At 68.6% G+C, this 22,699-nt stretch carries 18 protein-coding genes; 13 read left to right on the top strand and 5 right to left on the bottom strand.

Annotated features, from left to right (window positions below):
* The first annotated feature begins 7 nt into the window (after window positions 1–7).
* The 7 genes from ARC23_RS08100 to tkt all read left to right on the top strand — a co-directional run bounded on the left by ARC23_RS08100 (window position 8) and on the right by tkt (window position 9,504).
* Window positions 8–937, top strand: coding sequence for a DUF58 domain-containing protein (locus ARC23_RS08100; RefSeq protein ID WP_057496785.1), 930 nt, complete (start codon window positions 8–10; stop codon window positions 935–937).
* Window positions 934–1,383 carry a DUF4381 family protein gene (locus ARC23_RS08095; protein ID WP_057496784.1) on the top strand — a complete coding sequence of 150 codons (450 nt, stop codon included), beginning with the start codon at window positions 934–936 and terminating at the stop codon, window positions 1,381–1,383. The genes ARC23_RS08100 and ARC23_RS08095 overlap by 4 nt, the downstream gene beginning before the upstream one ends.
* Complete coding sequence (locus ARC23_RS08090; RefSeq protein ID WP_057496783.1) at window positions 1,380–2,384, top strand: vWA domain-containing protein; 1,005 nt, start codon at window positions 1,380–1,382, stop codon at window positions 2,382–2,384. The genes ARC23_RS08095 and ARC23_RS08090 overlap by 4 nt, the downstream gene beginning before the upstream one ends.
* On the top strand, window positions 2,381–4,201 hold the full coding sequence (locus tag ARC23_RS08085; RefSeq protein WP_057496782.1) for a VWA domain-containing protein: 1,821 nt from the start codon (window positions 2,381–2,383) through the stop codon (window positions 4,199–4,201). Before ARC23_RS08090 ends, ARC23_RS08085 begins: the two co-directional genes overlap by 4 nt.
* Window positions 4,198–5,913: a BatD family protein gene (locus tag ARC23_RS08080; RefSeq protein ID WP_057496781.1), complete on the top strand. Its 1,716-nt coding sequence runs from the start codon at window positions 4,198–4,200 to the stop codon at window positions 5,911–5,913. Before ARC23_RS08085 ends, ARC23_RS08080 begins: the two co-directional genes overlap by 4 nt.
* Window positions 5,914–5,970: 57 nt before the next feature.
* Window positions 5,971–7,290 (top strand): dicarboxylate/amino acid:cation symporter, encoded by a 1,320-nt coding sequence (locus ARC23_RS08075; RefSeq protein WP_057496780.1) that lies wholly within the window; start codon window positions 5,971–5,973, stop codon window positions 7,288–7,290.
* A gap of 216 nt (window positions 7,291–7,506) precedes the next feature.
* Window positions 7,507–9,504 (top strand): transketolase, encoded by a 1,998-nt coding sequence (tkt, locus tag ARC23_RS08070; protein ID WP_057496779.1) that lies wholly within the window; start codon window positions 7,507–7,509, stop codon window positions 9,502–9,504.
* 126 nt (window positions 9,505–9,630) lie between these two features.
* Here tkt and ARC23_RS08065 read toward each other — a convergent pair whose 3' ends face one another.
* The gene (locus ARC23_RS08065; protein ID WP_057496778.1) at window positions 9,631–11,583 is read right to left on the bottom strand and encodes an acetyl-CoA hydrolase/transferase C-terminal domain-containing protein; all 1,953 of its coding nucleotides are present in this window, start codon (window positions 11,581–11,583) and stop codon (window positions 9,631–9,633) included.
* 33 nt (window positions 11,584–11,616) lie between these two features.
* Window positions 11,617–12,174 carry a flavin reductase family protein gene (locus ARC23_RS08060; protein WP_057496777.1) on the bottom strand — a complete coding sequence of 186 codons (558 nt, stop codon included), beginning with the start codon at window positions 12,172–12,174 and terminating at the stop codon, window positions 11,617–11,619.
* 118 nt (window positions 12,175–12,292) lie between these two features.
* Here ARC23_RS08060 and ARC23_RS08055 point away from each other — a divergent pair, with 118 nt between their 5' ends.
* Genes ARC23_RS08055 through ARC23_RS08045 form a run of 3 tightly spaced genes read left to right on the top strand, consistent with a single transcriptional unit; the run spans window position 12,293 to window position 14,452 of the window.
* The gene (locus ARC23_RS08055; protein WP_057496776.1) at window positions 12,293–12,658 is read left to right on the top strand and encodes a BlaI/MecI/CopY family transcriptional regulator; all 366 of its coding nucleotides are present in this window, start codon (window positions 12,293–12,295) and stop codon (window positions 12,656–12,658) included.
* Window positions 12,651–13,892, top strand: a complete 1,242-nt coding sequence (locus ARC23_RS08050) for a M56 family metallopeptidase (RefSeq protein WP_057496775.1) — start codon at window positions 12,651–12,653, stop codon at window positions 13,890–13,892. Before ARC23_RS08055 ends, ARC23_RS08050 begins: the two co-directional genes overlap by 8 nt.
* Window positions 13,889–14,452, top strand: a complete 564-nt coding sequence (locus ARC23_RS08045; protein ID WP_057496774.1) for a hypothetical protein — start codon at window positions 13,889–13,891, stop codon at window positions 14,450–14,452. The genes ARC23_RS08050 and ARC23_RS08045 overlap by 4 nt, the downstream gene beginning before the upstream one ends.
* 35 nt (window positions 14,453–14,487) lie before the next feature.
* Here the strand turns inward: ARC23_RS08045 and ARC23_RS08040 are convergent, their stop codons facing one another.
* The 3 genes from ARC23_RS08040 to ARC23_RS08025 all read right to left on the bottom strand — a co-directional run bounded on the left by ARC23_RS08040 (window position 14,488) and on the right by ARC23_RS08025 (window position 17,307).
* Window positions 14,488–15,288, bottom strand: coding sequence for an MBL fold metallo-hydrolase (locus ARC23_RS08040; RefSeq protein WP_057496773.1), 801 nt, complete (start codon window positions 15,286–15,288; stop codon window positions 14,488–14,490).
* Between the two features lie 11 nt (window positions 15,289–15,299).
* Window positions 15,300–16,118: a S1/P1 nuclease gene (locus ARC23_RS08035; RefSeq protein WP_057496772.1), complete on the bottom strand. Its 819-nt coding sequence runs from the start codon at window positions 16,116–16,118 to the stop codon at window positions 15,300–15,302.
* A gap of 559 nt (window positions 16,119–16,677) precedes the next feature.
* A complete protein-coding gene (locus ARC23_RS08025; protein WP_057496770.1) occupies window positions 16,678–17,307 on the bottom strand; it encodes an OmpW/AlkL family protein in 630 nt (209 codons plus the stop codon).
* Window positions 17,308–17,498: 191 nt separating this feature from the next.
* Between ARC23_RS08025 and gap the strand changes: the two genes are divergently transcribed.
* The 3 genes from gap to ARC23_RS08010 all read left to right on the top strand — a co-directional run bounded on the left by gap (window position 17,499) and on the right by ARC23_RS08010 (window position 22,666).
* The gene (gap, locus tag ARC23_RS08020; protein ID WP_057496769.1) at window positions 17,499–18,503 is read left to right on the top strand and encodes a type I glyceraldehyde-3-phosphate dehydrogenase; all 1,005 of its coding nucleotides are present in this window, start codon (window positions 17,499–17,501) and stop codon (window positions 18,501–18,503) included.
* Window positions 18,504–18,629: 126 nt separating this feature from the next.
* On the top strand, window positions 18,630–21,293 hold the full coding sequence (locus tag ARC23_RS08015) for a DUF2339 domain-containing protein (protein ID WP_057496768.1): 2,664 nt from the start codon (window positions 18,630–18,632) through the stop codon (window positions 21,291–21,293).
* Entirely contained in the window at window positions 21,290–22,666 is a 1,377-nt protein-coding gene (locus ARC23_RS08010; protein WP_057496767.1) for a DUF3999 domain-containing protein, read from the top strand. The genes ARC23_RS08015 and ARC23_RS08010 overlap by 4 nt, the downstream gene beginning before the upstream one ends.
* Window positions 22,667–22,699: the final 33 nt, after the last annotated feature.

The raw sequence follows: 22,699 nt of genomic DNA, 5'->3' as shown, positions 1-22,699 counted from the left end.
CCTGCGCATGACCGATCGTTCCCCGCAGCAGATACCCACCGCCAGCGATGGCGATGGGCTGCGCCCGCAGCTGTCCGAACTGGTGGCCCTGCGCCGCCTCGCGCAGCGTCCGCCGCCGCCGCAGCGGGGGCGTGCCGGCAACGCCGGGCAGGCACCGTCACCGCTGCGTGGACGTGGCATGGAATATGCCGAGTCACGCGAGTACGTGGCCGGTGATGACGCGCGCCACATCGATTGGCGCGTCACCGCGCGCACCGGACGCGCCCACACCAAGCTGTTCCAGGCCGAACGCGAGCGGGTCAGCCTGATCGTGGCCGACACCTCGCCGGCCCTGTACTTCGGTACCCGTGTGCGCTTCAAGTCGGTGCAGGCCGCGCGTGCCGGCGCGGTTGCGGCGTGGTCGGCGCAGCGCCGCGGCGATCGCGTTGGCGCCCTGCGTGGCAGTGATCGCGAGGCGCCGATCGCGCCCGCCGGTGGGCCACGCGGTGTGCTGCGCGTGCTCGACGCGCTCGCCCGCTGGTACGCGCAACCACCCGCCGATGACCTGGGGCTGGAGCGTGCACTGGACCACGCGGCCCGTGTACTGCGCCCGGGCGCTCGCATGCTGGTGCTGGCAGACCCGCAGCAGGCCATCCGGATTGCACCGGCGCGCTGGAGTGCGCTGGCCCAGCATCACGACCTCAGCCTGGTGCTGCTGGTCGATCCGCTGGAACTGCACCCCCCCTCGGCCGCCCTGCAGTTCCAGACCGCACAGCAGCGCATCGGTCTGGACCTGCGTCGTAGCGAGGTGCAGGCGCACTGGCGGGCACACTTCGTCGAACCACTGCAGGAACTGCGGCGCCAGCTTGGCGCGCGCCGGGTCGATGTGCAGGTGCTGTCCACCGAAGCGCCCAGCGATGCCTGGCTGGCGGCGTCGCCGACCGAGGTGCCGGCATGAGTGCCAACCTGCCGTTGCGCGATGTGCAGCTGCCGCCGGCACCGTCGTGGTGGCCGCCGGCGCCCGGCTATCTGATGATCGGCGGCGTGCTGCTGCTGGTGGTCCTGATGCTGGCCCTGCTGGGGTGGCAACGCCGCCGTCGTCGCCTGCGATGGTTGCAGGTGTTCGATCAGGAGCTGGCCAACGCCACCGATGCCACGGCGGAACTGGCGGCGATCGCCGGCCTGCTGCGCCGTGCCGCGCGGCAGGCACAGCCGGGCAGCGAATCGCTACGCGATGACGCGTGGTGGCAGCGCGTGGATCCGAAAGGCACGCTGCCCGCGGCACGTCGCAGTCTGCTGGCCGAAGGCGCCTATCGCCCACGGGTGGATGCCAACGATGTGGCGGCGCTGCGCAGTTGGGCACGCGAGCGCTATCTGGCGATGCTGCTGGAGCGTCGCCGATGAACCTGCTGGCAAGTTACTGGCCATGGCCGGACCTGCAGCTGGCGTGGCCGCTGGCCCTGCTGGCGCTGCCGTTGCCGTTGCTGATGCGTTGGTGGAAGCGTCGTGCCGATCCCGGCGCTGCGCTGCGCGTGCCCTATGCGGCTACGGAGCTGGAAGCGCTGGCCGGTGGCGGCCGCGTCGACGTGTCGTGGCTGCGTACGCTGCTGTTGTGGCTGGGCTGGTGCGCGCTATGCGTCGCGCTGGCTCGCCCGCAACAGCTGGGCGAAGCGATCACGCCGCCACAGCAGGGCCGGCAGATGATGCTGGCGATGGACGTGTCCGGCAGCATGGGCGAGGGCGACATGGTGCTGGGCGGGCAGGCGGTGGACCGCTTGACCGCAGCGAAGGCGGTGCTGGCCGACTTCCTGGATCGTCGTGCCGGTGATCGCATCGGCCTGCTGATCTTCGGTGACCGGGCCTACACGCTCACGCCGATCACCGCCGATCTGGCCAGCGTGCGCGACCAGCTGCGCGACAGCGTGGTGGGCCTGGCGGGGCGCGAAACCGCCATCGGCGATGCCATCGGCCTGGCGGTGAAGCGCCTGCGCAGCCAGCCCGAGGGACAGCGCGTGCTGATCCTGCTGACCGACGGCGTCAGCAACGCCGGCGTGCTGGAACCGCTGCGCGCGGCGGAAGTGGCCCGCGCCGAGGGCGTACGCATCCATACCGTTGCATTTGGTGGTGATGGCAGCATGCGCCTGTTCGGCATTCCCGTTTCCGCCGACCAGGATCCGGTCGACGAGGCTACGTTGAAGAAGATCGCGAGCATGACCGGCGGCCAGTTCTTCCGCGCCCGTGACACCACGCAGCTGGCCGGCATCTATGCCGAACTGGATCGGCTGGAGCCGATCGCGGCGAAGGGACCCAGCCTGCGCCCGCGCGAAGAGCGCTATGCCTGGCCGTTGGGCCTGGCGTTGTTGCTGGGTGCATTGGCCTGGGTGTGGCCGGAGCGCCGTCGATGATCGCGTTGGCCTCCCCGCTTCCCGACTGGAATGCGCTGCACTTCCTGCGCCCGGAATGGCTGTGGGCCCTGCTGGCGTTGCCGGTCATTCTTGCGCTGGCGTTGTACCGGCAGCGGCGCAGCGATGTGTGGCGAACCGCGGTGGATGCCCACCTGTTGCCGCATCTGCTGGCTGCGGGCAAGCGTCGCCGTGCACGCCTGCCGTGGGCCGTATTGCTGGGCTGGACGCTGGCCTCGCTGGCCATGGCCGGGCCGAGCTGGCGCCAGCAGGCGCAGCCGATGTTCCAGGCCAGCGCACCGCTGCTGGTCGTGCTGGATCTGTCCAGCCGGATTACCGCCACCGATCTGCCGCCCTCGCGCCTGCTGCAGGCGCGGGCGAAGGTGGGCGAGCTGCTGCGTGCCCGCCAGGGCGGCCAGGTGGGCCTGGTGGTCTACGCCGAAGATGCCTACACCGTGGCGCCGCTCACCGATGACGGCAGCAACGTTGCGCTGTATCTGGATGCGCTGTCCCCCGAGGTGATGCCGCGTGATGGCCAACGTGCCGACCGCGGCATCGACTGGGCGACGCGGTTGATGCGTCAGATCGGGGCCTTGCGCGGGCAGATCCTGCTGGTCAGCGATCAGGCGGATGATGAAGCAGCGCTGGCCGCAGCGCAGGCACGCAGCCTCGGCCTGCAGGTGTCGGTACTGGGCCTGGGCACCTCCGCCGGGGCGGCGTACCGGGATGGCAGTGGGCAGATCCGCCAGGCCGCGCTGGACGAAGGCAGCCTGCGTGCGGTGGCCACCGCGGGCGGTGGCCGCTATGCCCGCATCGCCGCCGATGACAGTGATCTGCGCGCACTGGGTGTACTTGATGCGCGCGAAGGTACTGCGGCGCAGCGGCCCGGCGCAGGCAAGCAATGGCGTGACGAGGGGTTCTGGCTGGTGCCGCCGGTGATGCTGCTGGCGCTGCTCGCCTTCCGTCGCCGGGCGCTGCTGGCGGCCGTGCTGGCAGTGGGCCTGCTGCCGTGGATGGGAGATGTGCAGGCACAGGCACCTCCAGCGGCCGCCTCGCAGCCGGTGCAGGGCACGCTGTGGAAGCGTGCTGATCAACTGCAGCACCAGCGCTTGGCGGAAGGCGTACAGGCGTACCGCAATGGCGACTATGCCAACGCGCGCAGGCAATTCGAAGGCGTCAACAACGATGCCGGCTGGTACAACCTGGCCAATACGCTGGCGCGCCAAGGCCACTACGATCAAGCCATTGCCGCCTACGACCGCGCGCTGGCACTGCATCCCGGCATGGCCGACGCGGTGGCCAACCGCGCCGTGGTTGATGCTGCCCGCAAGCGCAAACCGCCGGGTGGCCAAGGCCAGGATCAGCAGAAACCGCCGCAGAACGGGCAGCAGAAGCAACCGCAGAACGGCCAGGGCCAGCAGAATCCGCAGGGCCAGCAGAACCCCGGCCAGGGACAGCCGCAGTCGGGCCAGCAGGGCCAGCCCAGGCCCGGTGACGACAGGAACCCGTCGAGTCCGCAGCCCAGCGAGCGTGGCCGCGATGGCCAACAGGCGCCACCGCAGGTGGAAGATGCCAAGGCACAGGCCCAGGCGGATGAGCAGCAGCGCCAGCGGATGCAGCAGGCAATGCAGCAGGCACGTGAGGGCAAGGGCGAACAGGATGGCAAGCCTGTGCCAGGCAGCGACGGCAGCACCCCGCGCCAACGCGAGGAGCAACAAGCGGTGGAGGCCTGGATGCGGCGCGTACCGGATGATCCGGGGGCATTGCTGCGGGCCAAGTTCCAGCTGGAAAACGAACGCAGGAAGAGGGAAGGGCGATGACGCGGGCGATCACCATGCACGGGCGCTGGCCACTGCAGGTACTGGCGGCACTGCTGCTGTGGCTGCCGCTGCTGGCCTGGGCGCAGCCGCGCGCCTGGCTGGACCGCGACCGCATCGCGATGGGCGACACGGTCACCCTCAATGTCGAGAGTGATCAGGGCGCGCCAGACTTCACACCGCTGCGTACCGACTTCGATCTCAGCGGGCAGACCAGCAGCCGCCAGGTGGAGTGGAGCAACGGCAGCATGCAGCAGCGCAACCTGTATGGCGTGGCCCTGACGCCACGGCGCAGCGGCGCGCTGGTGGTCCCGGGCCTGCAGGTGGGCAGCACGCGCACCGCGCCGCTGACCCTGCAGGTGGATGCGGCCGTCGTGGCCGGTCCGGACAGCAATGCGATGGCCTTCATCGAAACCGTGGTCGATGACGAGACGCCTTACGTGCAACAGAGCGTGGGTGTGGTAGTGCGGCTGTATTTCGCCTCGCAGCTGGCCTCCGGCGAACTGGTGCTGGATACGCCGGCAGGCGCGTCTTTGCAGCGGGTGGGCGATGATCGCACCGATGTGCGCCAGGTCAATGGCCGCCGCTACAACGTGGTCGAGCGGCGCTTCCTGCTGATTCCGGAGCGCAGCGGCGCGTTGCGCCTCGCCGGTGCCCGTTTCAGCGGGCGCAGCGCGGGTGGTTTCTTCGATGACTTCTTCGGTGGCGGCGACGGCCGCATGAATGCCACCGGTGCCGATCGCACGTTGCAGGTGCAGGCACAACCGGCACAGGCGCCGCAGCCATGGCTGCCGCTGCAGAGCCTGCAGCTGCGCTACACCAGTGCGCCGACCAGTGCCCGTACCGGCGAAGCGGCCAACGTGGTGGTCGAGGCGATTGCTGAAGGGGCCACCCGCGCGCAGTTCACCGACCTGCCGGTGCCGGATGTCGGCGCCAATGCGCAGGTGTTCGCCGAACCCGCGCAGTACGAAGAGACCTTCAACGGCAGTACACCGCGGTTGAAGATCACCCGCCGCTATTCGATCGTGCCGCGCCAGCCGGGTTCGCTGGTGGTGCCGGGGCCGCGCCTGCCCTGGTGGGATGTGCGCAACGGCAAGGCGCAGGAAGCGAAGCTGCCGGACCTGACGCTGGCCGTTGCGGCCGGTACCGGCGCGGGCACTGCCTCGCCGGCGCCGCTGCCGCCGATCGACACCGAGGCCGCACTGCCCGGCGCCGATGGCCAGGACAGCCGTATCGCAGCCACCGATCCGCGCGCCAGCGGCCTGGCCGAGCGTCCGTGGCCGTGGATGGCGGCGGCCATCGGCCTGGCGCTGCTGTGGCTGTTGACCCTGTTGTGGGGCTGGCAGCGAGGCCGGCGCCCCCGTGCAGTGGCGCCTGTCGCTGGCAAGCCCTCTGTGCCGACTGTGCCGAGCGGACGTGCCGGCCTGGCCGAACTGCGCCGCACGCTCGATGGCGAGGGGTTCGACCAGGTTGAGGCGCAGCTGTGTGCGATGGCCGGCGTTGAACGCATCGAACAGGTTATCGCGCGGCTTGAGGATCCAGCCCAGCGGCAGGTACTGCAGGACCTGCAGCAGGCGCGCTGGGGCGGGCAGGGTGATCTGGCGTCGCTGCGTGCGCGCCTGCGCGAAGTCTTCCGTGACGGACCGCACTGGTCGACGGCCGCGGGTGCCGCCGACACTGGCTTGGCGCCGCTGTATCCACCACGGCGAACCTGAACCGGCGCCGCTTGTGGGCTTTGTTAGAGTGCATTCATTTTTCGAGGAAACCCGCGTATGACAGCAGCTGCTGCCGACAAGAAGAAGTTGCCCCTGCATTGGAAGATGGGCATCGGCTTTGCGATCGGCCTGGTCCTGGGACTGATCGTGCATGCCCTGGGCGGCAGCGTCGACGGCCTGCAGGCCGGTGCCAAATGGGTCATGGACTACGTCACCACCCCGGCGTCGGGCCTGTTCCTCAATCTGATCTTCATGCTGATCGTGCCGCTGATCTTCTCGGCGCTGATCATGGGTGTGTCGGAGATGGGCGACATCCGCGCCCTCGGCCGCATCGGCTGGAAGACGCTGGCATTCACCGTGGTGCTGTCCGGTATCGCGGTGGGCATCGGCCTGGTGCTGGTGAATGTGCTCAAGCCGGGCGCGGGCGTGGACCCGCAGACTGCGGCACTGATGCTGTCGGAGAACGCCGAGCGCAGCAAGGAGATCGTAGCCGGCATCCATGGCACGCCGAAGGGCATGGACATGCTGCTGTCGATCGTGCCGAGCAACGTGCTGCAGGCGGCATCGGACAACGGCGCGATCCTGTCGCTGATGTTCTTCGCGCTGATGTTCGGCATCGGCATGGTGCTGACCGACAATGAGAAGGTCGCCCCGCTGCGCCGCGCCATCGAAGGCGTGTTCGAAATCTCGATGACCCTGATCAACCTGGTCATCCGCCTGGCCCCCTATGCGGTGGCCTGCTTCATGTTCAACCTGGCCGCGCTGTTCGGCTTCGAGCTGATCATCCGCCTGGGCGCCTATGTGGGCGTGGTGGTGCTGGCACTGGGCCTGCACATGATCGTGACCTACGGCACCGCAGTGTGGCTGTCCGGCCGGTCGCCGCTGTCGTTCTGCCGCGATACCCAGGAAGCTACGGTGATGGCGTTCTCCACCGCGTCCAGCAATGCCACCCTGCCGACCGCGCTGCGCGTGGCCGACCAGATGGGCCTGCCGCAGCGCGTGTCGCGCTTCGTGCTGACCGTGGGCGCCACCGCCAACCAGAACGGCACCGCACTGTTCGAGGGCGTGACGGTGATCTTCCTGGCCCAGTTCTTCGGCGTGGACCTGAGCATCGGCCAGCAGTTCATGGTGATGGCGGTGTGCATCCTCGGTGGCATCGGTACCGCCGGCGTGCCGTCGGGCTCGCTGCCGGTGGTGGCGATGATCTGCGCGATGGTGGGCGTGAACCCGCTGGGCATCGGCCTGATCCTGGGCGTGAACCACTTCCTGGACATGTGCCGTACCGCACTGAACGTGACCGGTGATCTGGCCCTGACCACCCTGGTGGCCAAGGGCGAGCCGCATGACGGCCCGGCGCTGGGCCCGCAGCAGGACTGAGTCCGGGACCGCCGCCGGCGACCTGATCGGGGTCGGATTCCTTTCCGCCAGGGAAGGGGCTCCGACCCCTTTTCACATCCGGCATCCGGCAGCGATCACCACCTTGCCGGCCAGCGGCCGGGACGACCGGGCACGGTGATCCGACCCCCGGCCCGGCGACTATGGGACAATAGGCCGCCCGCACGTCCGCGGCCGCCTCCCGATTCCGACAGAACCATGACGCAGCCTACCCGTCGCCAGTTGGCCAACGCCATCCGCTTCCTTGCCGCCGATGCGGTTGAAACCGCAAAGTCCGGCCACCCCGGCATGCCCATGGGCATGGCCGACATCGCCGAAGTCCTCTGGAACGACTACCTCCGCCATAACCCGAGCAATCCGCACTGGTTCAACCGCGACCGTTTCGTGCTGTCCAACGGCCACGGTTCGATGCTGCAGTACGCGCTGCTGCATCTGAGCGGTTACGACCTGCCGATCGAGCAGCTCAAGCTGTTCCGCCAGCTGGGCAGCCACACCGCCGGCCACCCGGAACGCCACGAGACCCCGGGCGTGGAAACCACCACCGGCCCGCTGGGCCAGGGTTTCGCCAACGCCGTGGGCTTCGCCCTGGCCGAGAAGCTGCTGGCGCAGCGCTTCAACCGCCCGGAGCTGGAAGTGGTCGACCACCGCACCTGGGTGTTCATGGGCGATGGCTGCCTGATGGAAGGCGTGTCGCATGAAGCGGCGTCGCTGGCCGGCACCTGGGGCCTGCACAAGCTGGTCTGCTTCTGGGACAACAACCACATCTCCATCGACGGCAACGTCGAGGGCTGGTTCACCGACAACACCCCGGAGCGTTTCGAGGCCTATGGCTGGAACGTGGTGCGCGATGTCGATGGCCACGACCCGGAAAGCATCAAGGCCGGCATCGAGGCAGCGCTGTCGCAGAGCGACAAGCCGACCCTGATCTGCTGCCGTACCACCATTGGTTTTGGTTCGCCGAACAAGGCGGGCAAGGAATCCAGCCACGGCGCGCCGCTGGGCAAGGATGAGCTGGAAGCCACCCGCAAGCAGCTGGGCTGGGAATACGGCCCGTTCGAGATCCCGCAGGCGATCTACGACGGCTGGCGTGCCAATGGTGCCGGCACCCTGCGCCAGGCCGAGTGGGAACAGCTGTTCGACAAGTACGCCCGCCAGTACCCGGGCGAAGCGGCTGAGCTGACCCGTCGTTCGCACGGCGAACTGCCGGCCGACTTCGTTGCCAAGGCCGATGCCTACATCGCCCAGGTGGCCGCTGAAGGCCCGACGATCGCCTCGCGCAAGGCCTCGCAGCTGGCCATCGAAGCCTATGCACCGCTGCTGCCGGAAATCGTCGGCGGCTCGGCCGACCTGGCCCACTCCAACCTGACCCTGTGGAAGGGCAGCAAATCGGTCGCCAGCGACGACGCCAACGCCAATTACGTGTACTACGGCGTGCGCGAGTTCGGCATGACCGCCATCGCCAACGGCCTGGCCCTGCACGGTGGCTTCATTCCGTTCGACGCCACCTTCCTGGTCTTCAGCGACTACGCCCGCAACGGCGTGCGCATGAGCGCGCTGATCCCGGCCCACGCCATCCACGTCTACACCCACGACTCGATCGGCCTGGGCGAAGACGGCCCGACCCACCAGCCGGTGGAGCACCTGGCTTCGCTGCGCTACATCCCGAACAACGACGTGTGGCGTCCGTGCGATGCCGTTGAATCGGCCGTGAGCTGGAAGGCCGCGATCACCCGCCAGGATGGTCCGAGCTGCCTGGTGTTCAGCCGCCAGAACCTGCCGCACCAGCCGCGCAGCGCCGAGCAGATCGCCCAGATCGAGCGTGGTGGCTACGTGCTGGCCGATGCCGCCGGTACCCCGGATGTGATCCTGATCGCCACCGGTTCGGAAGTCTCGCTGGCTACCGAAGCCAAGGCCCAGCTGGACGCGGCCGGCCTCAAGACCCGCGTGGTCTCGATGCCGTCCACCGACGTGTTCCTGCGCCAGGATGCGGCCTACCGTGAATCGGTGCTGCCCAACGCCGTGCGCAAGCGCGTGGCGGTGGAAGCCGGCGTCACCGCGTTCTGGCGCCAGTTCGTCGGCCTGGACGGTGCGGTGGTTGGTATCGACACCTTCGGCGCTTCGGCTCCGGCCGACCAGCTGTACAAGCACTTCGACATCACCACTGCCCACGTGGTGGAAGCTGCCAAGGCGCTGTAAACAGCCTCGCCGCGTGATGAAGGAAAGGCCGGCGCACGCTGGCCTTTTCTTTGCCGCAGGAAAAGGGGACGGAGGGGATCAAGTCGTTTGTGCACATGCGACTTGATCCCCTCCGTCCCCTTTTTCTCAGGCGGTGCGCGCCAGCGCCAGGCGCAGCAGGCGCGCGTCCAGGCGCTCGGCGAAATCCTTCGGCGCCTGCAGGCCCATGCGCTGCAGGTACACCGCGTCGCCGTCGCCGGCCGGCTGGCGCAGCGCTGCCCAGACGGTGCGCAGCTTGTCGCCGCGCGTCTGGGTGTTGGCTTTCAGCCAGCCCAGTGCCTTCACCAGCACCTGCTCGATTTCGTTGAAGTCGCTGCCCAGCGGATAGTCCGGCAGGCTGCCATCGGCGCGGAACGGTGCCAGTGCCGCCGCCAGCGCCTGGGGCGTGTTGCGCCGCTGACGTTCCGGATCTGGTTGCGTAGTCGCCAGCAGCTTGCGCGAGGCATGCGCCTGCTGCAGCAGGCCGTCCTGGAACGGGGCCTCGGTGATTGCGGCCATCGCCCGCACGCAGTCCGCGTCGGTCAGACCACGCAGGTCGGCGATGCCGTATTCGTTGAGGTAGATGTCGCGCAGGTGGCGCGGGATGGTGGTGTGACCGTAGTTCCAGCGCACGTTGGATTCGCGCCGGCCCTTGTCGTCGCGCGCGGCCCGGAACATCAGCACGCTGCGCGCTTCCGGCAGGGCATGAGCCATCGCCACGAAGTTGTACTGGCCACCCACGCCGGACACCACGCGGCCATCGTCCAGCGCATCGGACACCGCCGCGCCCAGCGCGGTCGCCATCATGCAGGAATTGAAGAAGCGCGCATGCCGGCGCTGCAGGCGTTCCAGCGTCTCGTTGCCACCGTACAGCTGGTTGATCTCACTGATGCGGCGCATGCCGATCGCACGGCATTCGTCTTCCGGCAGCGTGCGCAGCCATTCGTAGAACTCCGGTGAGCCCAGGTAGAACGCGCCGTGCAGGTACTCACCTTCGGCGGCCAGCGTGGCGTGGTCGATGGACAGCGTGCTGCCGTTCTCGATGCGCTGCATCAGCGCCAGGTCGTCATGCACCTTGCGCTTGATCACCCCGGTCTGCACCAGCCGGCGGAAGCCCTCGTTGAGCATTTCGCTGCAGCCGTACAGGCCGACCTCGAACGGATCCAGGCCGCCGATCTCCTGCACCAGCGGGTGGCTGGCCAGCTGCGGGTCCAGCGCGTGCAGCACACGTCGGTAACGCGCGTTGTCGGTGTGGCGCAGCACCAGTGCGTGGCTGAGCGCGTCGGCCAGCGTGCCGATGCCGATCTGCAGCGTGCCGCCGTCGCGTACCAGCGTGCTGGCATACAGGCCGATGGCGTAGTCGGCATCGCCGACCGGCTGCCGCGGCAGGCCGAACAGCGCCGGGTACGGCGGCGGCGGGGTGATGACCAGATCGAAGAATGACACATCGACCGTGGCCGAGCCGCCCAGATAGGGCAGTTGCGGATCGATCTCGGCGATCAGCAGCGGGCGCGGCAGCCCGCGAGCGGTCATCGCATCGAGCGTGTCCTGGGTAATGTCGTTGTTGCACGACAGCGACAGCCGGCGATCGTTCGGCCGCATCGCCACCTTCTGCACGATCACCTGCGGCGCGCGCTGCGCGACCGCATCGGCGGCGTGGGTGTAGTTCAGGCTGGTGTAGCTGGATTGCGCCTGCCGCGAACCGAGCAGCGCGCCGGACTGCATGTAGAACTCTTCCACCTGCACATGCGCCGGCAGTGCATCACGCGCGATCGCATCGGCATAGGCCAGGCGCGGGAAATCCTCGCCGAAATGGCGCTGCACGAACGGCGCCATGAAGCGCGCCTCCAGGCCGTTGCCGCGCCCCTTCGGCGGGTTCAGCGACAGTGCGGTATACAGCTGCAGCGGCCGCGACGGGTCCTGCTCGACGCGTGCGTAAAGGGCATTGAGCAGCCGATGCGGCTTGCCCAGTGCCAGCGGTGCCCCGATCCGCAACGGCCCGTCCACGCGCGCAAACACCCAGTCGACGGCGGCGTCCAGGTCGGTGAGGTGTTCGGTCATGCGCGGTGGTCCTGCGTGTGGGGAGTGCGGGCATTACAGCATGTCGGGCTTGAACCGCCGTCGACGCGAGACTTCCGCGCCGGACACCATGAACTGCCCATCGCCGCGGTAATGCACCGTGCGCGGCAGCTTCGGCCGCGGGGCAACGTGCGCACGCACGATTTCCCAGATGAACAGGTTGCTTGAGTCGACCTGGCTGTCGTCGTACAGGCGGCACTCGAAACAGGCATGACACTGGCCCACCAGCGCCGCGCCGACCTCGCGCGCGGGCAAGGCGTCGAGCCCGAAGCGGGCGAACTTGTCGACCTCACGGCCGCTGCAGTTGCCGATGTCCACCACGGTATCGAGCAGCTCCACGCCGGGCACATTGATCACGCACTCGGCGCTGCCACGGGCCAGGGTGAAGCTGTGGTTTTCGTGCCACAGGTAGGTGGCGACCAGTGATGGCGAGAAGCCCATCACCATGTGCCAACCCATCGTCATCAGGTTGCGCTGGCCGCGCCAGGCGGTGCTGACCAGCACGATCGGGCCGGGTTCGAGGAAGCGGCGGGCCTGCTCGACCGGGAAATCCTTCTTGGGCAGCGCTTTCATCCGGGGCCTGGGACGGGAGGAAGCGATGCTGGCGCAGAGGCGATGAACCCCGAGTCGAGGGGCTTGACACAGGGTTCGATTACGCGCGTAATCGGACTGTCGATTACGGATGTAAACCATGACCCCGATCAGCGAAGCCGAAGCCGTTGTGATGGAGGTGCTGTGGCAGCAGGCACCGCGTAGCGCCGAGGACGTGGTGGCTGCGCTGGCCCACCGCGACTGGGCCGAGCCGACCATCAAGACCCTGCTCAATCGCCTGCTGACCAAGGGCGCGATCGCTGCCGAGCGTGATGGCCGGCGCTATCTGTACCGGCCCCTGTTGCAGCGCCAGGCCTGGGTGGAGGCGCAGAGCCAGGATTTCATCGGCCGCGTCTTCGAAGGCAGGGTAGCGCCGCTGGTGGCGCACTTCAGCGAACGCGGCCAGCTCAGCGCACAGGACATCGCCGAACTGAAGAAGCTGATCCAGGAGCTGGACCATGAATGAGCTGCTTGAGGGACTGTGGCAGGGCAGCCTGTGGCTGGCGGTCGGGGCGCTTGTGCTGGCCGCGTTGCGCCCGCTGCTGGTCCGGCTGGGGGGCGCCACGCTGGCCTACCGCAGCTGGTGGCTGCTGCCGTTGCTGTTGGCGGCGCTGTTGCTGCCGCTGCCCGAGGTCGCGCTGCTGCAGCAGGTGCCGACGCTGCCGCTGAAGGTGATGCCGGGGGCTGCCGGTGGTCCCAGCGGGGCGTCGTTGCCGTGGGCCTGGCTGCTGTTGCTGGCGTGGGCGCTGGGCGTGGGCATCCGCCTGTTGCGCGATCTGCGTGCGCAGCGCCGCTTCGAACGCAGCATGGGGCAGCTGCACGCGCGTGCCGACGGTAGTTGGCAGGCCAGCGCTGATCCGGGCCTGCCCGCGCTGGTCGGCCTGTGGCGGCCACGCATCGTGGTGGGTCCGCAATTCGATCAGCAGTTCACCGTGCAGGAGCAGAACCTGATCCTGCAGCACGAGCGCAGCCATCGCCGCAATGGCGATCACTGGGCCAACGGCGCCCTGCTGCTGGTGCGCGCAGTGTTCTGGTTCCACCCGCTTCTGCCATGGGCGGCACGCCGTTTCCTGCGCGACCAGGAACTGGCCTGCGATGCCCGCACCATTGCCCCGCAGCCCGCGCTGCGCGGCCTCTATGCCAGCACGCTGCTGAAGGCGCAGCTGGTCCATCCGGTTGCGCCCGCGATCTGCCCTTGGCGCAGCCAACCCGTGTTGAAGGAGCGTATCGCCATGTTGAAGCAGTCCAAGCGGAAGGCATTGCCGTGGGTGTCGGGTCAGGTGCTGGTGGTCGGGTTGTGCGCGGGAATGGCGGCGGTGGCCTGGGCCAGCCAGGGCGGTGCGGCGGCAGGTCGCCGGATCGGTGTCGAGCCGTTCGAACACGCTGCAGAGGATGCGGCCAGGGCGGGGCTGGACAGTCCGGTCCAGGTCGACAGGATGCCGCCGCCGTCCTATCCGAAATCCGCCTTCGAGCAGCGCCAGGTGGGCGTGGTCAACCTGCGCATCGAGGTGGATGCACAGGGTCATCCCACCGATGTGCGGGTGCTCAGCGCCACCAATCCCGGAGTGTTCGATGCCGTTTCCATCGCCGCCGCGCGCAGCTGGACCTATCGACCGGCGCGGAAGAACGGCAAGCCGGTGGCCAGTGCCGTCCGCATTCCGATCACCTACGCCATGGATGAGACCGAGGAAACGAAGTGAGGCGGGCACCGCTGTGGATGATGGCGGCGCTGCTGGTCGGGTGCGCAAGCCAGGCGCACCTGACGACGGTCGATACCCGCAGCGAGAATGTCGGGCACCAGCGTCTGCGGCCCGGTGCCGCCGGCGGCGCCGGCCAGATCCAGCCCTACACACTGGCCGACAGCGAGGGCTATCGGATGCCGCAGTTGCATACGGCTCCCGATCCGGTGGTGGGCGAGCGCGACCCACGCACGGCGCTGCCGCCGACCACGGTCTGCCTGCAGGTGGTGGTGGATGCGCAGGGTAGCGTTGAACGCAGCACGCCGCTGACCGACCGCAGTGAATGCCGTGAGGGCGCGAGAGCGGAGAATGCGCCCTTGCTGCAGGCCGCGCAGGAGGCGGTTGCGATGTGGAAGTACTCGTCCGCCGCGGTCTGCCACTTCGCAGCGGGCAAGGTGCCGGCTGACCGGGGCGACTGCCGCAGCGCCGAGCGGGTCGAGCCGGTCGCCGTCACCCTGCAGTACGCCTTCACCTTCGAGATCGTGAAGGGCCAGCATGTGGTGCGCACACAGGGCGGGTAGCGCCGGGCCATGCCCGGCGAGTGCAGCAGCGTGGGTCAGGCCCCGCCCTGGATGTTCGCCTTAACCGCCGGCTGCATCAGTGCCGGCTCGGCCAGCGACGCATCGCGGGCCTGGCGCACGCTGACGAACTCCGCCTCGGCCACGCCGTCATGCACGTGGATGTTGTGCGCGCGCTGTTCGCCGATGGTGGTTTCGTTGGCGAATGCGCGGCCACCCGGGCCGTAGTCGTGGCAGACGAACACGCGGGTCGCATCGGGCAGGGCCAGCAGGCGCCGGATCGAGCGGTACAGCTGCGCGGCGTCACCGCCCGGGAAGTCGCAGCGGGCAGTGCCACCGTCAGGCATGAACAGCGAGTCGCCGCTGAACAGGGCATCGCCGATCAGGTAGGCGACGCTGTCGCTGGTATGCCCGGGCACGGCGATCACCTGGCAGCGCAGTTCGCCCAGAGCGAAGGTCTCGCCGTCGCTGAACAGGTGGTCGAAGATTTCATCGGCCGCAGGAAGCTGGAGGCCATAGCGTGGTGCAAACGTCGCCTGCACCGCGCGGATGCCTTCGCCGATGGCGAGCGTGGCCTGCGGGAAGCGCTGCTTGAGCCGGCGCCCGGCCGACACATGGTCGGCGTGGGCGTGGGTTTCAAGCAGCCAGCGCAGCTGCAGGCCCTGCTGTTCGATGGCCTGCAGCGCTTCGCGCAGCGGTGCCTCGCTGCTGGCGTCGGTCTCCGGGTCGTAGTCCAGGACCGGGTCGATCAGCGCCGCCTCGCCGCTGGCCGGGTCACTGACCAGGTAGCTGAAGGTGTTGCTGTCACGGTGGAAGAACGACTGCACCTGGACTGACATCGGAACGCTCCTCAACGCGTGCCGAGCACGCGGTTCAGCAACTGCGCCAGGTTTTCCCCGGCCAGTCGCAGCTGCGCTTCGGCCAGCGGCCGGTAGCGCTCGGTGTACTCATCACCGATTTTACGCGTGGCCGGATAAACGCCAGCTTGCATGGAAATGCGGCAGCTGGCCTCGGCCCAGGCCTGCGGGTCACGCTGCGGGTTGGACTGGCGCGCCAGCTTCGGCGCGCGCAGGCCCTGCAGCACGGGCAGATAGCCGGTGTCGTCGAGCTTGCGGGTGTTGAGCATGCCGCTGTCCCACAGCGAGTGCAGGTTGGTGCCGCGGTTGCCGAACTGCAGCTGGAAATCGTTGCCGCCCTTGTCATGGGCGTAACCGGCGTGCATGGGCTGGTGGATGTCGCCGACCAGGTGCACCACGAACTTCAGTGCCTGCAGGCGCTCGCCGTCGGTCAGGCTGCGGTCGCCGAGGATGGCGCTCTGTGCTTTCAGGGCCTCGACGATGCAGTTGCCGTTCCTGCAGTGCCTGGGTGCTTCGTAATGGCAGTTGTCTTCGGCGATGTTGACGTAGTGCCAACCGGCCGAGCGGCGGCCCAGGCCGGGGTCCTTGGCGCGCAGCTGATCGGCCCAGGGCGCGATGCTGGCCAAGGTGGCGTCCGGCTCGGTGGCCAGCAGGCGGTCCACTTCGGCGCGAGCGGTGGGGGTGAGGCGGGCGTCGGCGACTTCGGCGACAAGGCGGTGGCCTTGTGCGCCCCAGGCATGAGCGGGGGCGGAGGCGGACATCAGGGCCGGCGCCAGCGCGGCGGCGAGGAACAGGGAGTGCAGGGCTTTCATGCGCACATTCTAGCGGGGCAGGTGGATTGAAGAGCGGCGCGTTCCTGTCTGCTGGGGGCTGGCTGCAGGGGCAGGCGCTGCGGGACACGCTGCAAGTACGTCCCTGTAAGCTCGGCCGCGGCATCCATGCCGCGGACGGTCCCGCAGCGCCTGCCCCTGCAGCCCCCATCCAACATGACCGCGAAGGCGGATGCAAACGTCAAATGCAACATCAAAAACAAATGCAGGATCAAAATCGGCCTCCTGCAATTACAGGCAATCACTGCGCCTCGGATGCACGGGTTCTGCTCTTGCCTTTGCTTGAGCTGGTACGCACGCGGTGATGGGAAGGGGCAAGGCGGGGAGCGGAGCCGGGACCGTTGGCGCCATGGATGGCGCCATCGAGCCCCCAGGGATGGGTTTACGGCGCGTCCCGGCTCCGCTCCCTGCCTTGCCCCAGCTCCGGAACCGCTTCAGTCACAGGCACAAAAAAGCCCCGGCAATTACCGGGGCAACATGCTGCGAGGGTTCTGCGTGTAGCGGGGGAGCGGGGGCGAAGCCCCCGCGCTCAACACACCGCTTAGAACTTGAAGACGTAGGACGCGCCGTAGACCAGCGGATCGATGTTGACCGTGCCGATCTTCTCGCCGTTCAACTTCACCTTGCTGTCGATGTCGATCCAGCGCATGTCCACGCGCAGCGCGCCCTTCTCGCCGATCGCGAAGTCGATGCCCGCATGCGCGGCCAGGCCCCACGAATCCTGCAGCTTCAGGCGGCTGTCCTTCAGTGCGCCGGTGGTGTCTTCGCTGAAGAAGGTCGTGTAGTTCACGCCGGCGCCGATGAACGGCGACACCTTGCCCTTGCTGTTGAAGTGGTACTGCACGGTCACCACCGGCGGCAGCTGCTTGGTGCTGCCGACGCGGCCCAGGCCGTTGATGTTGATGTCGTGCTTGAACGGCAGCGCCGCCAGCACTTCGATGCCCAGGTTGTCGGCGATGAAGTACTCGCCGGTGATGGTCGGCTTGACGTCATTGTCGACGTCGACCTTCAGGGTGCCGCCGGCCAGCCAGCCGTTGTTCGACTTCGGCGCCACCTGGTGCACGCCGGCCGAGACGGTCCAGTCGCCCTTGGACTGGGCCATGGCCGGGGCGGCGGCAAGCGACAGGGCGGCGGCCAGGCTGGCCACGATCAGGGAGGAGGTCTTGCGCATGGGGGGATCTCGTTGCGGGGTGGATGGCGACAGTCTCGGCCTCACGCCGCGCTAACGCTTTGATCCGGATCAATTCCTGTCCGCCGGCCCGCTGCGCCCGGGGGCTGGCCCACGGTGGCCAGCCCCGGTTTGCTAGACTTGTGGGCCCTATCCATCCCGCCGCACCCGTCGCGGCCGCAGGAGCTTGAGAAATGGCAATCAAGGTTGGTATCAACGGTTTCGGTCGCATCGGGCGTAACGTCCTGCGCTCGGCGGTGCTGAACTTCGGCGACGACATCGAAATCGTGGCCATCAACGATCTGCTGGAGCCGGACTACCTGGCGTACATGCTCAAGTACGACTCCGTGCACGGCCGCTTCAAGGCCGACGTGGCGGTGCAGGGCAACGACCTGCTGGTCAACGGCAAGAAGATCCGCCTGACCCAGGAACGCGACCCGGCCAACCTGAAGTGGAACGACGTGGACGTGGACGTGGTGATCGAATCCACCGGCCTGTTCCTGACCAAGGAAACCGCGCAGAAGCACATCGATGCCGGCGCGAAGAAGGTCATCATGTCGGCGCCGTCGAAGGACGACACCCCGATGTTCGTCTACGGCGTGAACGACAAGACCTACGCCGGCCAGGCCATCGTCTCCAACGCCTCGTGCACCACCAACTGCCTGGCCCCGCTGGCCAAGGTCATCAATGACAAGTGGGGCATCAAGCGCGGCCTGATGACCACCGTGCATGCGGCCACCGCCACCCAGAAGACCGTCGATGGCCCGTCCAACAAGGACTGGCGCGGCGGCCGTGGCATCCTGGAAAACATCATTCCCTCCTCCACCGGTGCGGCCAAGGCCGTCGGCGTGGTCATTCCGGAGCTGAACAAGAAGCTGACCGGCATGAGCTTCCGCGTCCCGACCTCGGATGTGTCGGTGGTCGACCTGACCGTCGAGCTGGAAAAGGAAGCCACCTACGCCGAGATCTGCGCCGAGGTAAAGGCGCAGAGCGAAGGCCCGCTGAAGGGCATCCTGGGCTACACCGAAGACAAGGTGGTGGCCACCGATTTCCGTGGTGAGACCTGCACCTCGGTATTCGACGCCGAAGCGGGTATCGCCCTGGACGGCACCTTCGTCAAGCTGGTGACCTGGTACGACAACGAGTGGGGCTACTCGAACAAGTGCCTGGAAATGGCCAGGGTCGTCGCCGCCAAGTAAGGCCGGCCAGGATCGCAAACGAACCCCGGCCTGGCCGGGGTTCGTCGTTCATGGGGCTGGGCCTGTCGTAGCATGGGCCGGTCGACCGCCGCCGCTGGGGCGCGGGATCGCATTGGAAGGCATGCAATGGAAGCACTGATCGCCCTGGTTGTCCTGGTTCTGCTGGCCATTCCGCTGTTGCTGGTGGTGGCACTGGTGATGATCGCCGGGCTGCGCCGCCGTGTTGCCGCCCTGGAAGGCGCGCTGGCCGCAGCGCCGGCTGCCCGACCGGCCCCGGTTGTCGCCGCCGAGGGGGCGCCTGCGCGGCCGGTGGTGACCCCAGTCGCCAGCGCTGATCCGCCCTTCGTCCGGCCGGTGGTGGCCGCAGCGCAGCCGCCGGTGCCCGAGGCGTCCCGCGTCGATGTGCCCGCGTCGCGCCCGGCTGCGCCGCCGCCGGTGCCATCGGCCCCCGTCGTGCCGCCGTTGCCGGCCGAACCGCCACTGCCGAACCTCATCGAACGCGGCATCCATGCGGTCAAGCGCTGGTTCACCGAAGGCAATGTGCCGGTCAAGATCGGCATGCTGGTGCTGCTGGCCGGCGTCGCCGCGCTGCTGAAGTACGTCAGCGACCAGGGCTGGCTGGTGCTGCCGATCGAGCTGCGCCTGGCCGGCATCACCGCCGGTGCGCTGGGCCTGCTGGCGTTCGGCTGGCATCAGCGCGAGCGCAGGCGCCTGTTCGCGCTGGCCCTGCAGGGCGGCGCCATCGGCGTGCTGCTGCTGACCATCTTCGCAGCCTTCAAGCGCTTCGACCTGATTCCCCCGGGGTTCGCCTTTGCCAGTTCAATCGCACTGGTGGCCGGGCTGTGCGTGCTGGCGGTGGTGCAGAACTCGCGCACGCTGGCGGTGCTGGGCATCCTGGCCGGGTTCATGGCGCCGTTGTGGCTGTCCACCGGTAGTGGCAACCACGTGGGATTGTTCAGCTACTACGCGGTGCTCAACGCCGGCATTTTCGCCATCGCCTGGTTCCGCCCGTGGCGCGCGCTGAACCTGCTGGGCTTCGCTTTCACCTTCGGCATCGGCACGTTCTGGGGCGTGCTGCAGTACGCGCCGGACAAGTTCGCCAGCACCGAACCGTTCCTGCTGCTGTTCTTCGCCTTCTACCTGGTGATCCCGCTGCTGTACGCGCGCCGGCAGCCGGCCGGGCGGCGCGACCTGGTCGATGGCAGCCTGGTGTTCGGCACGCCGCTGGTGGCGTTCTCGCTGCAGGCAGGAATGCTGCATGAGCAGCCGATGACCCTGGCGCTGTGCGCGCTGGGCCTGGCGGCGATCTACGCCGTGCTGGCAAGGGCATTGATCGCCCGCACCTCGTATGCCGTGCTGGCGCAGTCGCATGCGGTGCTGGCGGTGGGCTTTGCCACGCTGGCGGTGCCGCTGGCGTTGTCGGCGCGGGCCACCGGCGCGGTGTTCGCGCTGGAAGGCGCCGGCCTGGCCTGGCTGGGGTTGCGCCAGAAGCGCTGGCTGCCGCAGGTGGCCGGCGCGCTGCTGCAGATCGGCGCTGCGTTCGCCTTCGTTGCAGGCGCCGACCACTGGCTCGAAGACGCGCGCTTCCTGCTCAATCCAACGGCGGTCGGGGCACTGTTGCTGGCACTGGCCGGGTTCGCCTCGGCGTGGAGCTACCAGCGCAGGTCGCGCCATGAGGTCGCACTGGTCTACTACCTGTGGGGGCTGCTGTGGTGGCTGGGGGGCCTTGTCCACGAGATCTTCCGCTTCTTCCCGCACCGTGCCGAAGCCGATGCGCTGCTGGTGCTGTCAGCCATCACCGCGTGGCTGGCCGCCGAGGTGCAGCGCCGCCAGCCGGGGCGTGCGCTGGGCGTGACCGCGCTGGCGATGCTGGCGCTGGGATTCCCGCTGGCCCTGATGCAGAGCGATGCGCACCAGCAGCCGTTCGCCGGTTACGGCGCGCTGGCCTGGGCGGTGTTCGCGCTGCTGGGTGTGCGCACGCTGCTGTGCCTGCGCCAGGGCGGCGACACCGTGGCGCGCATCGCGCAGTTCCTGTGGTGGCTGCTGTGGCCGTCGCTGCTTTCGCTGCTGGCGCTGTGGGGTAGTAGCGAGGCTGGCCTGGCGCAGGGCTGGACGCTGCTGCTGATCACACTGCCGTGGCTGCTGATGGCTGCGCTGTCACTGTGGCGCTGGAGCGCACTGCGTTGGCCGCTGGGTGAAGCGTTCGACCGCGCGCGCGCGCCGCTGCAGTGTGTGCTGTTCGGGCTGCTGTCGATCGGCTGGCTGCTCGGCCAGCTGTTGCCGGGCGATGCTGCGCCGCTGCTGTGGCTGCCGGTGCTGAACCCGGCCGAGCTCGGGCAGTGGCTGAGCCTGCTGCTGCTGGCGCGTTGGCTGTACAGCGGGCAGGCGCCGCAGGCGCTGCTGAAGATCCGCACGGCGCTGCTGGCACTGTCGGTCTTTGTCGCGCTCACCAGCCTGGTGCTGCATGGCGTGCATCAGTGGGGAGGGCTGTCGTGGAGCGCGTCGATGATGCGCTTCAGCCTGGCGCAGACCAGCCTGACCGTGCTCTGGAGCGTCCTTGGCGTGATCGCCTGGGTGTGGGGCTCGCGCCGCGGCCAGCGTGTGCTGTGGATGGTCGGCGCGGTGCTGATGGGCGTGGTGCTGGCCAAGCTGGTCCTTGTCGATCGTCAGCACCTGGGCAACCTGCTGGGCATCGCATCGTTCATCGCCTACGGCCTGCTGTGCACGGTCGTGGGTTATCTGGCACCGGCACCGCCCAGCGCGGCGCCGACCGTGGAGGAAAACCCATGAAGACGTGGAGCAGGGCACTGCTGCCGGCGATGTTCGGCCTGCTGGCCGCTGTCGCTGCGCAGGCCGCCGAGTATCGATCGCAGTACGCCGAACAATGGCCGCTGACGCTGTCCAGTGCACAATCCGGCGCCTACCGTATCGTGCTGGAACCGGCGATCTACCGCCGTTCCGGGGCCGCCGACCTCGGCGATCTGCAGGTGTTCAACGCGGCCGGCCAGTCACTGCCTTCGGCGCTGTTGGCGCCGGACCAGCCGCTGGCGCAGCCGCCGGTGCAGCGTGAGCTGCCCTGGTTCGCGCTGCCGCCGTTGGCCGAAGCGCAGCGCAACGATCTGCAGTTGCTGACCGAACGTGATACCGACGGCCGCGTGCGTCGCGTCGAGGCGCGCGTGGGTGCCGGCGTGGCCGCCAACGCGCAGGGCGGCTGGCTGATCGACGCCAGCGTGCTGGACAAGCAGCCGGTGGCCGCGTTGGTGCTGGACTGGGCCGACAGTGGCCAGCCTCTGCAGGCGCAGGTGCAGCTTGATGCCAGCGACGACCTGCAGCATTGGCGTCCGCTGGGCCGCGACATTCCGCTGGTGGATCTGCAGCGTGCCGGCAAGCGGCTGCTGCAGCGCCGCCTGCAGGTGGACGGTGAAGCGCGCTACCTGCGCGTGCTGGCACAGGGCGACGCACGCCTGCCGGCCCTGCGCAGCGTACTGGTTGAACTGCCACCGGCACCGGCCACGATTCCGTGGGAATGGCTGTCGCTGGAGCCTGCTGCGGCGGGCAAGGGCGAGTACACCTTCGAGATGGACGGCCGCTTCCCGGTGGCGCGTGCCGACGTGGCCAGCACCGACAACAGCCTGGTGCAGTGGACGCTGTTCAGCCGCGACGACCCGGGCGCGGACTGGCAGCGCCGCAGCGCACCTTGGATCGCCTACCAGGTGCAGCAGGGAACGCAGGGCCAGCGCCAGCAGTCGGCCGCGCAGCCGTTGGGCGGCGTGTACCGCGACCGCTACTGGAAACTGGTGGCAAACCCGGCCGACTCTGCGACTGCGCCGACCCTGCGCCTGGGTTACCAGCCGGAAGTGCTGGTGTTCCTGAGCCAGGGCGCTGCGCCCTACGCGCTGGCGGTGGGCAGTGCGACCGCGCGCCGGGCCGAAGCCCCGATCGGGGTACTGATCGAGGAGCTGCGGCAGCGCAATGATCCGTCATGGCAACCGACACTGGCACGGCTGGAGGGCAGCCCGGAGCCGCTGGCTGGCGATGCCGCGCTGAAGCCGCAGCATGACTGGAAGGCGTGGCTGCTGTGGGCGCTGCTGGGTCTGGGCGTGCTGGTGGTGGGGGGGCTGGCGATCAGCCTGCTTCGGCAGAAGCCCGCGCCTTCGGCGTAGTTTCCGGCGGACGGCGCAGCCCCTCGTGGGTGG

It is taken from the genome of Stenotrophomonas beteli, from assembly GCF_001431665.1.
GTDB classification, from domain to species: domain Bacteria; phylum Pseudomonadota; class Gammaproteobacteria; order Xanthomonadales; family Xanthomonadaceae; genus Stenotrophomonas; species Stenotrophomonas beteli.
This window is presented reverse-complemented; position numbering and strand designations above follow the sequence as displayed.

Bases quoted from the DNA above. Each gene is read 5' to 3' on its own strand.
- ARC23_RS08100 (WP_057496785.1), top strand. From the start codon at position 8: ATGACCGATCGTTCCCCGCAGCAGATACCCACCGCCAGCGATGGCGAT.
- ARC23_RS08095 (WP_057496784.1), top strand. From the start codon at position 934: ATGAGTGCCAACCTGCCGTTGCGCGATGTGCAGCTGCCGCCGGCACCG.
- ARC23_RS08090 (WP_057496783.1), top strand. From the start codon at position 1,380: ATGAACCTGCTGGCAAGTTACTGGCCATGGCCGGACCTGCAGCTGGCG.
- ARC23_RS08085 (WP_057496782.1), top strand. From the start codon at position 2,381: ATGATCGCGTTGGCCTCCCCGCTTCCCGACTGGAATGCGCTGCACTTC.
- ARC23_RS08080 (WP_057496781.1), top strand. From the start codon at position 4,198: ATGACGCGGGCGATCACCATGCACGGGCGCTGGCCACTGCAGGTACTG.
- ARC23_RS08075 (WP_057496780.1), top strand. From the start codon at position 5,971: ATGACAGCAGCTGCTGCCGACAAGAAGAAGTTGCCCCTGCATTGGAAG.
- tkt (WP_057496779.1), top strand. From the start codon at position 7,507: ATGACGCAGCCTACCCGTCGCCAGTTGGCCAACGCCATCCGCTTCCTT.
- ARC23_RS08065 (WP_057496778.1), bottom strand. From the start codon at position 11,583: ATGACCGAACACCTCACCGACCTGGACGCCGCCGTCGACTGGGTGTTT.
- ARC23_RS08060 (WP_057496777.1), bottom strand. From the start codon at position 12,174: ATGAAAGCGCTGCCCAAGAAGGATTTCCCGGTCGAGCAGGCCCGCCGC.
- ARC23_RS08055 (WP_057496776.1), top strand. From the start codon at position 12,293: ATGACCCCGATCAGCGAAGCCGAAGCCGTTGTGATGGAGGTGCTGTGG.
- ARC23_RS08050 (WP_057496775.1), top strand. From the start codon at position 12,651: ATGAATGAGCTGCTTGAGGGACTGTGGCAGGGCAGCCTGTGGCTGGCG.
- ARC23_RS08040 (WP_057496773.1), bottom strand. From the start codon at position 15,288: ATGTCAGTCCAGGTGCAGTCGTTCTTCCACCGTGACAGCAACACCTTC.
- ARC23_RS08035 (WP_057496772.1), bottom strand. From the start codon at position 16,118: ATGAAAGCCCTGCACTCCCTGTTCCTCGCCGCCGCGCTGGCGCCGGCC.
- ARC23_RS08025 (WP_057496770.1), bottom strand. From the start codon at position 17,307: ATGCGCAAGACCTCCTCCCTGATCGTGGCCAGCCTGGCCGCCGCCCTG.
- gap (WP_057496769.1), top strand. From the start codon at position 17,499: ATGGCAATCAAGGTTGGTATCAACGGTTTCGGTCGCATCGGGCGTAAC.
- ARC23_RS08015 (WP_057496768.1), top strand. From the start codon at position 18,630: ATGGAAGCACTGATCGCCCTGGTTGTCCTGGTTCTGCTGGCCATTCCG.
- ARC23_RS08010 (WP_057496767.1), top strand. From the start codon at position 21,290: ATGAAGACGTGGAGCAGGGCACTGCTGCCGGCGATGTTCGGCCTGCTG.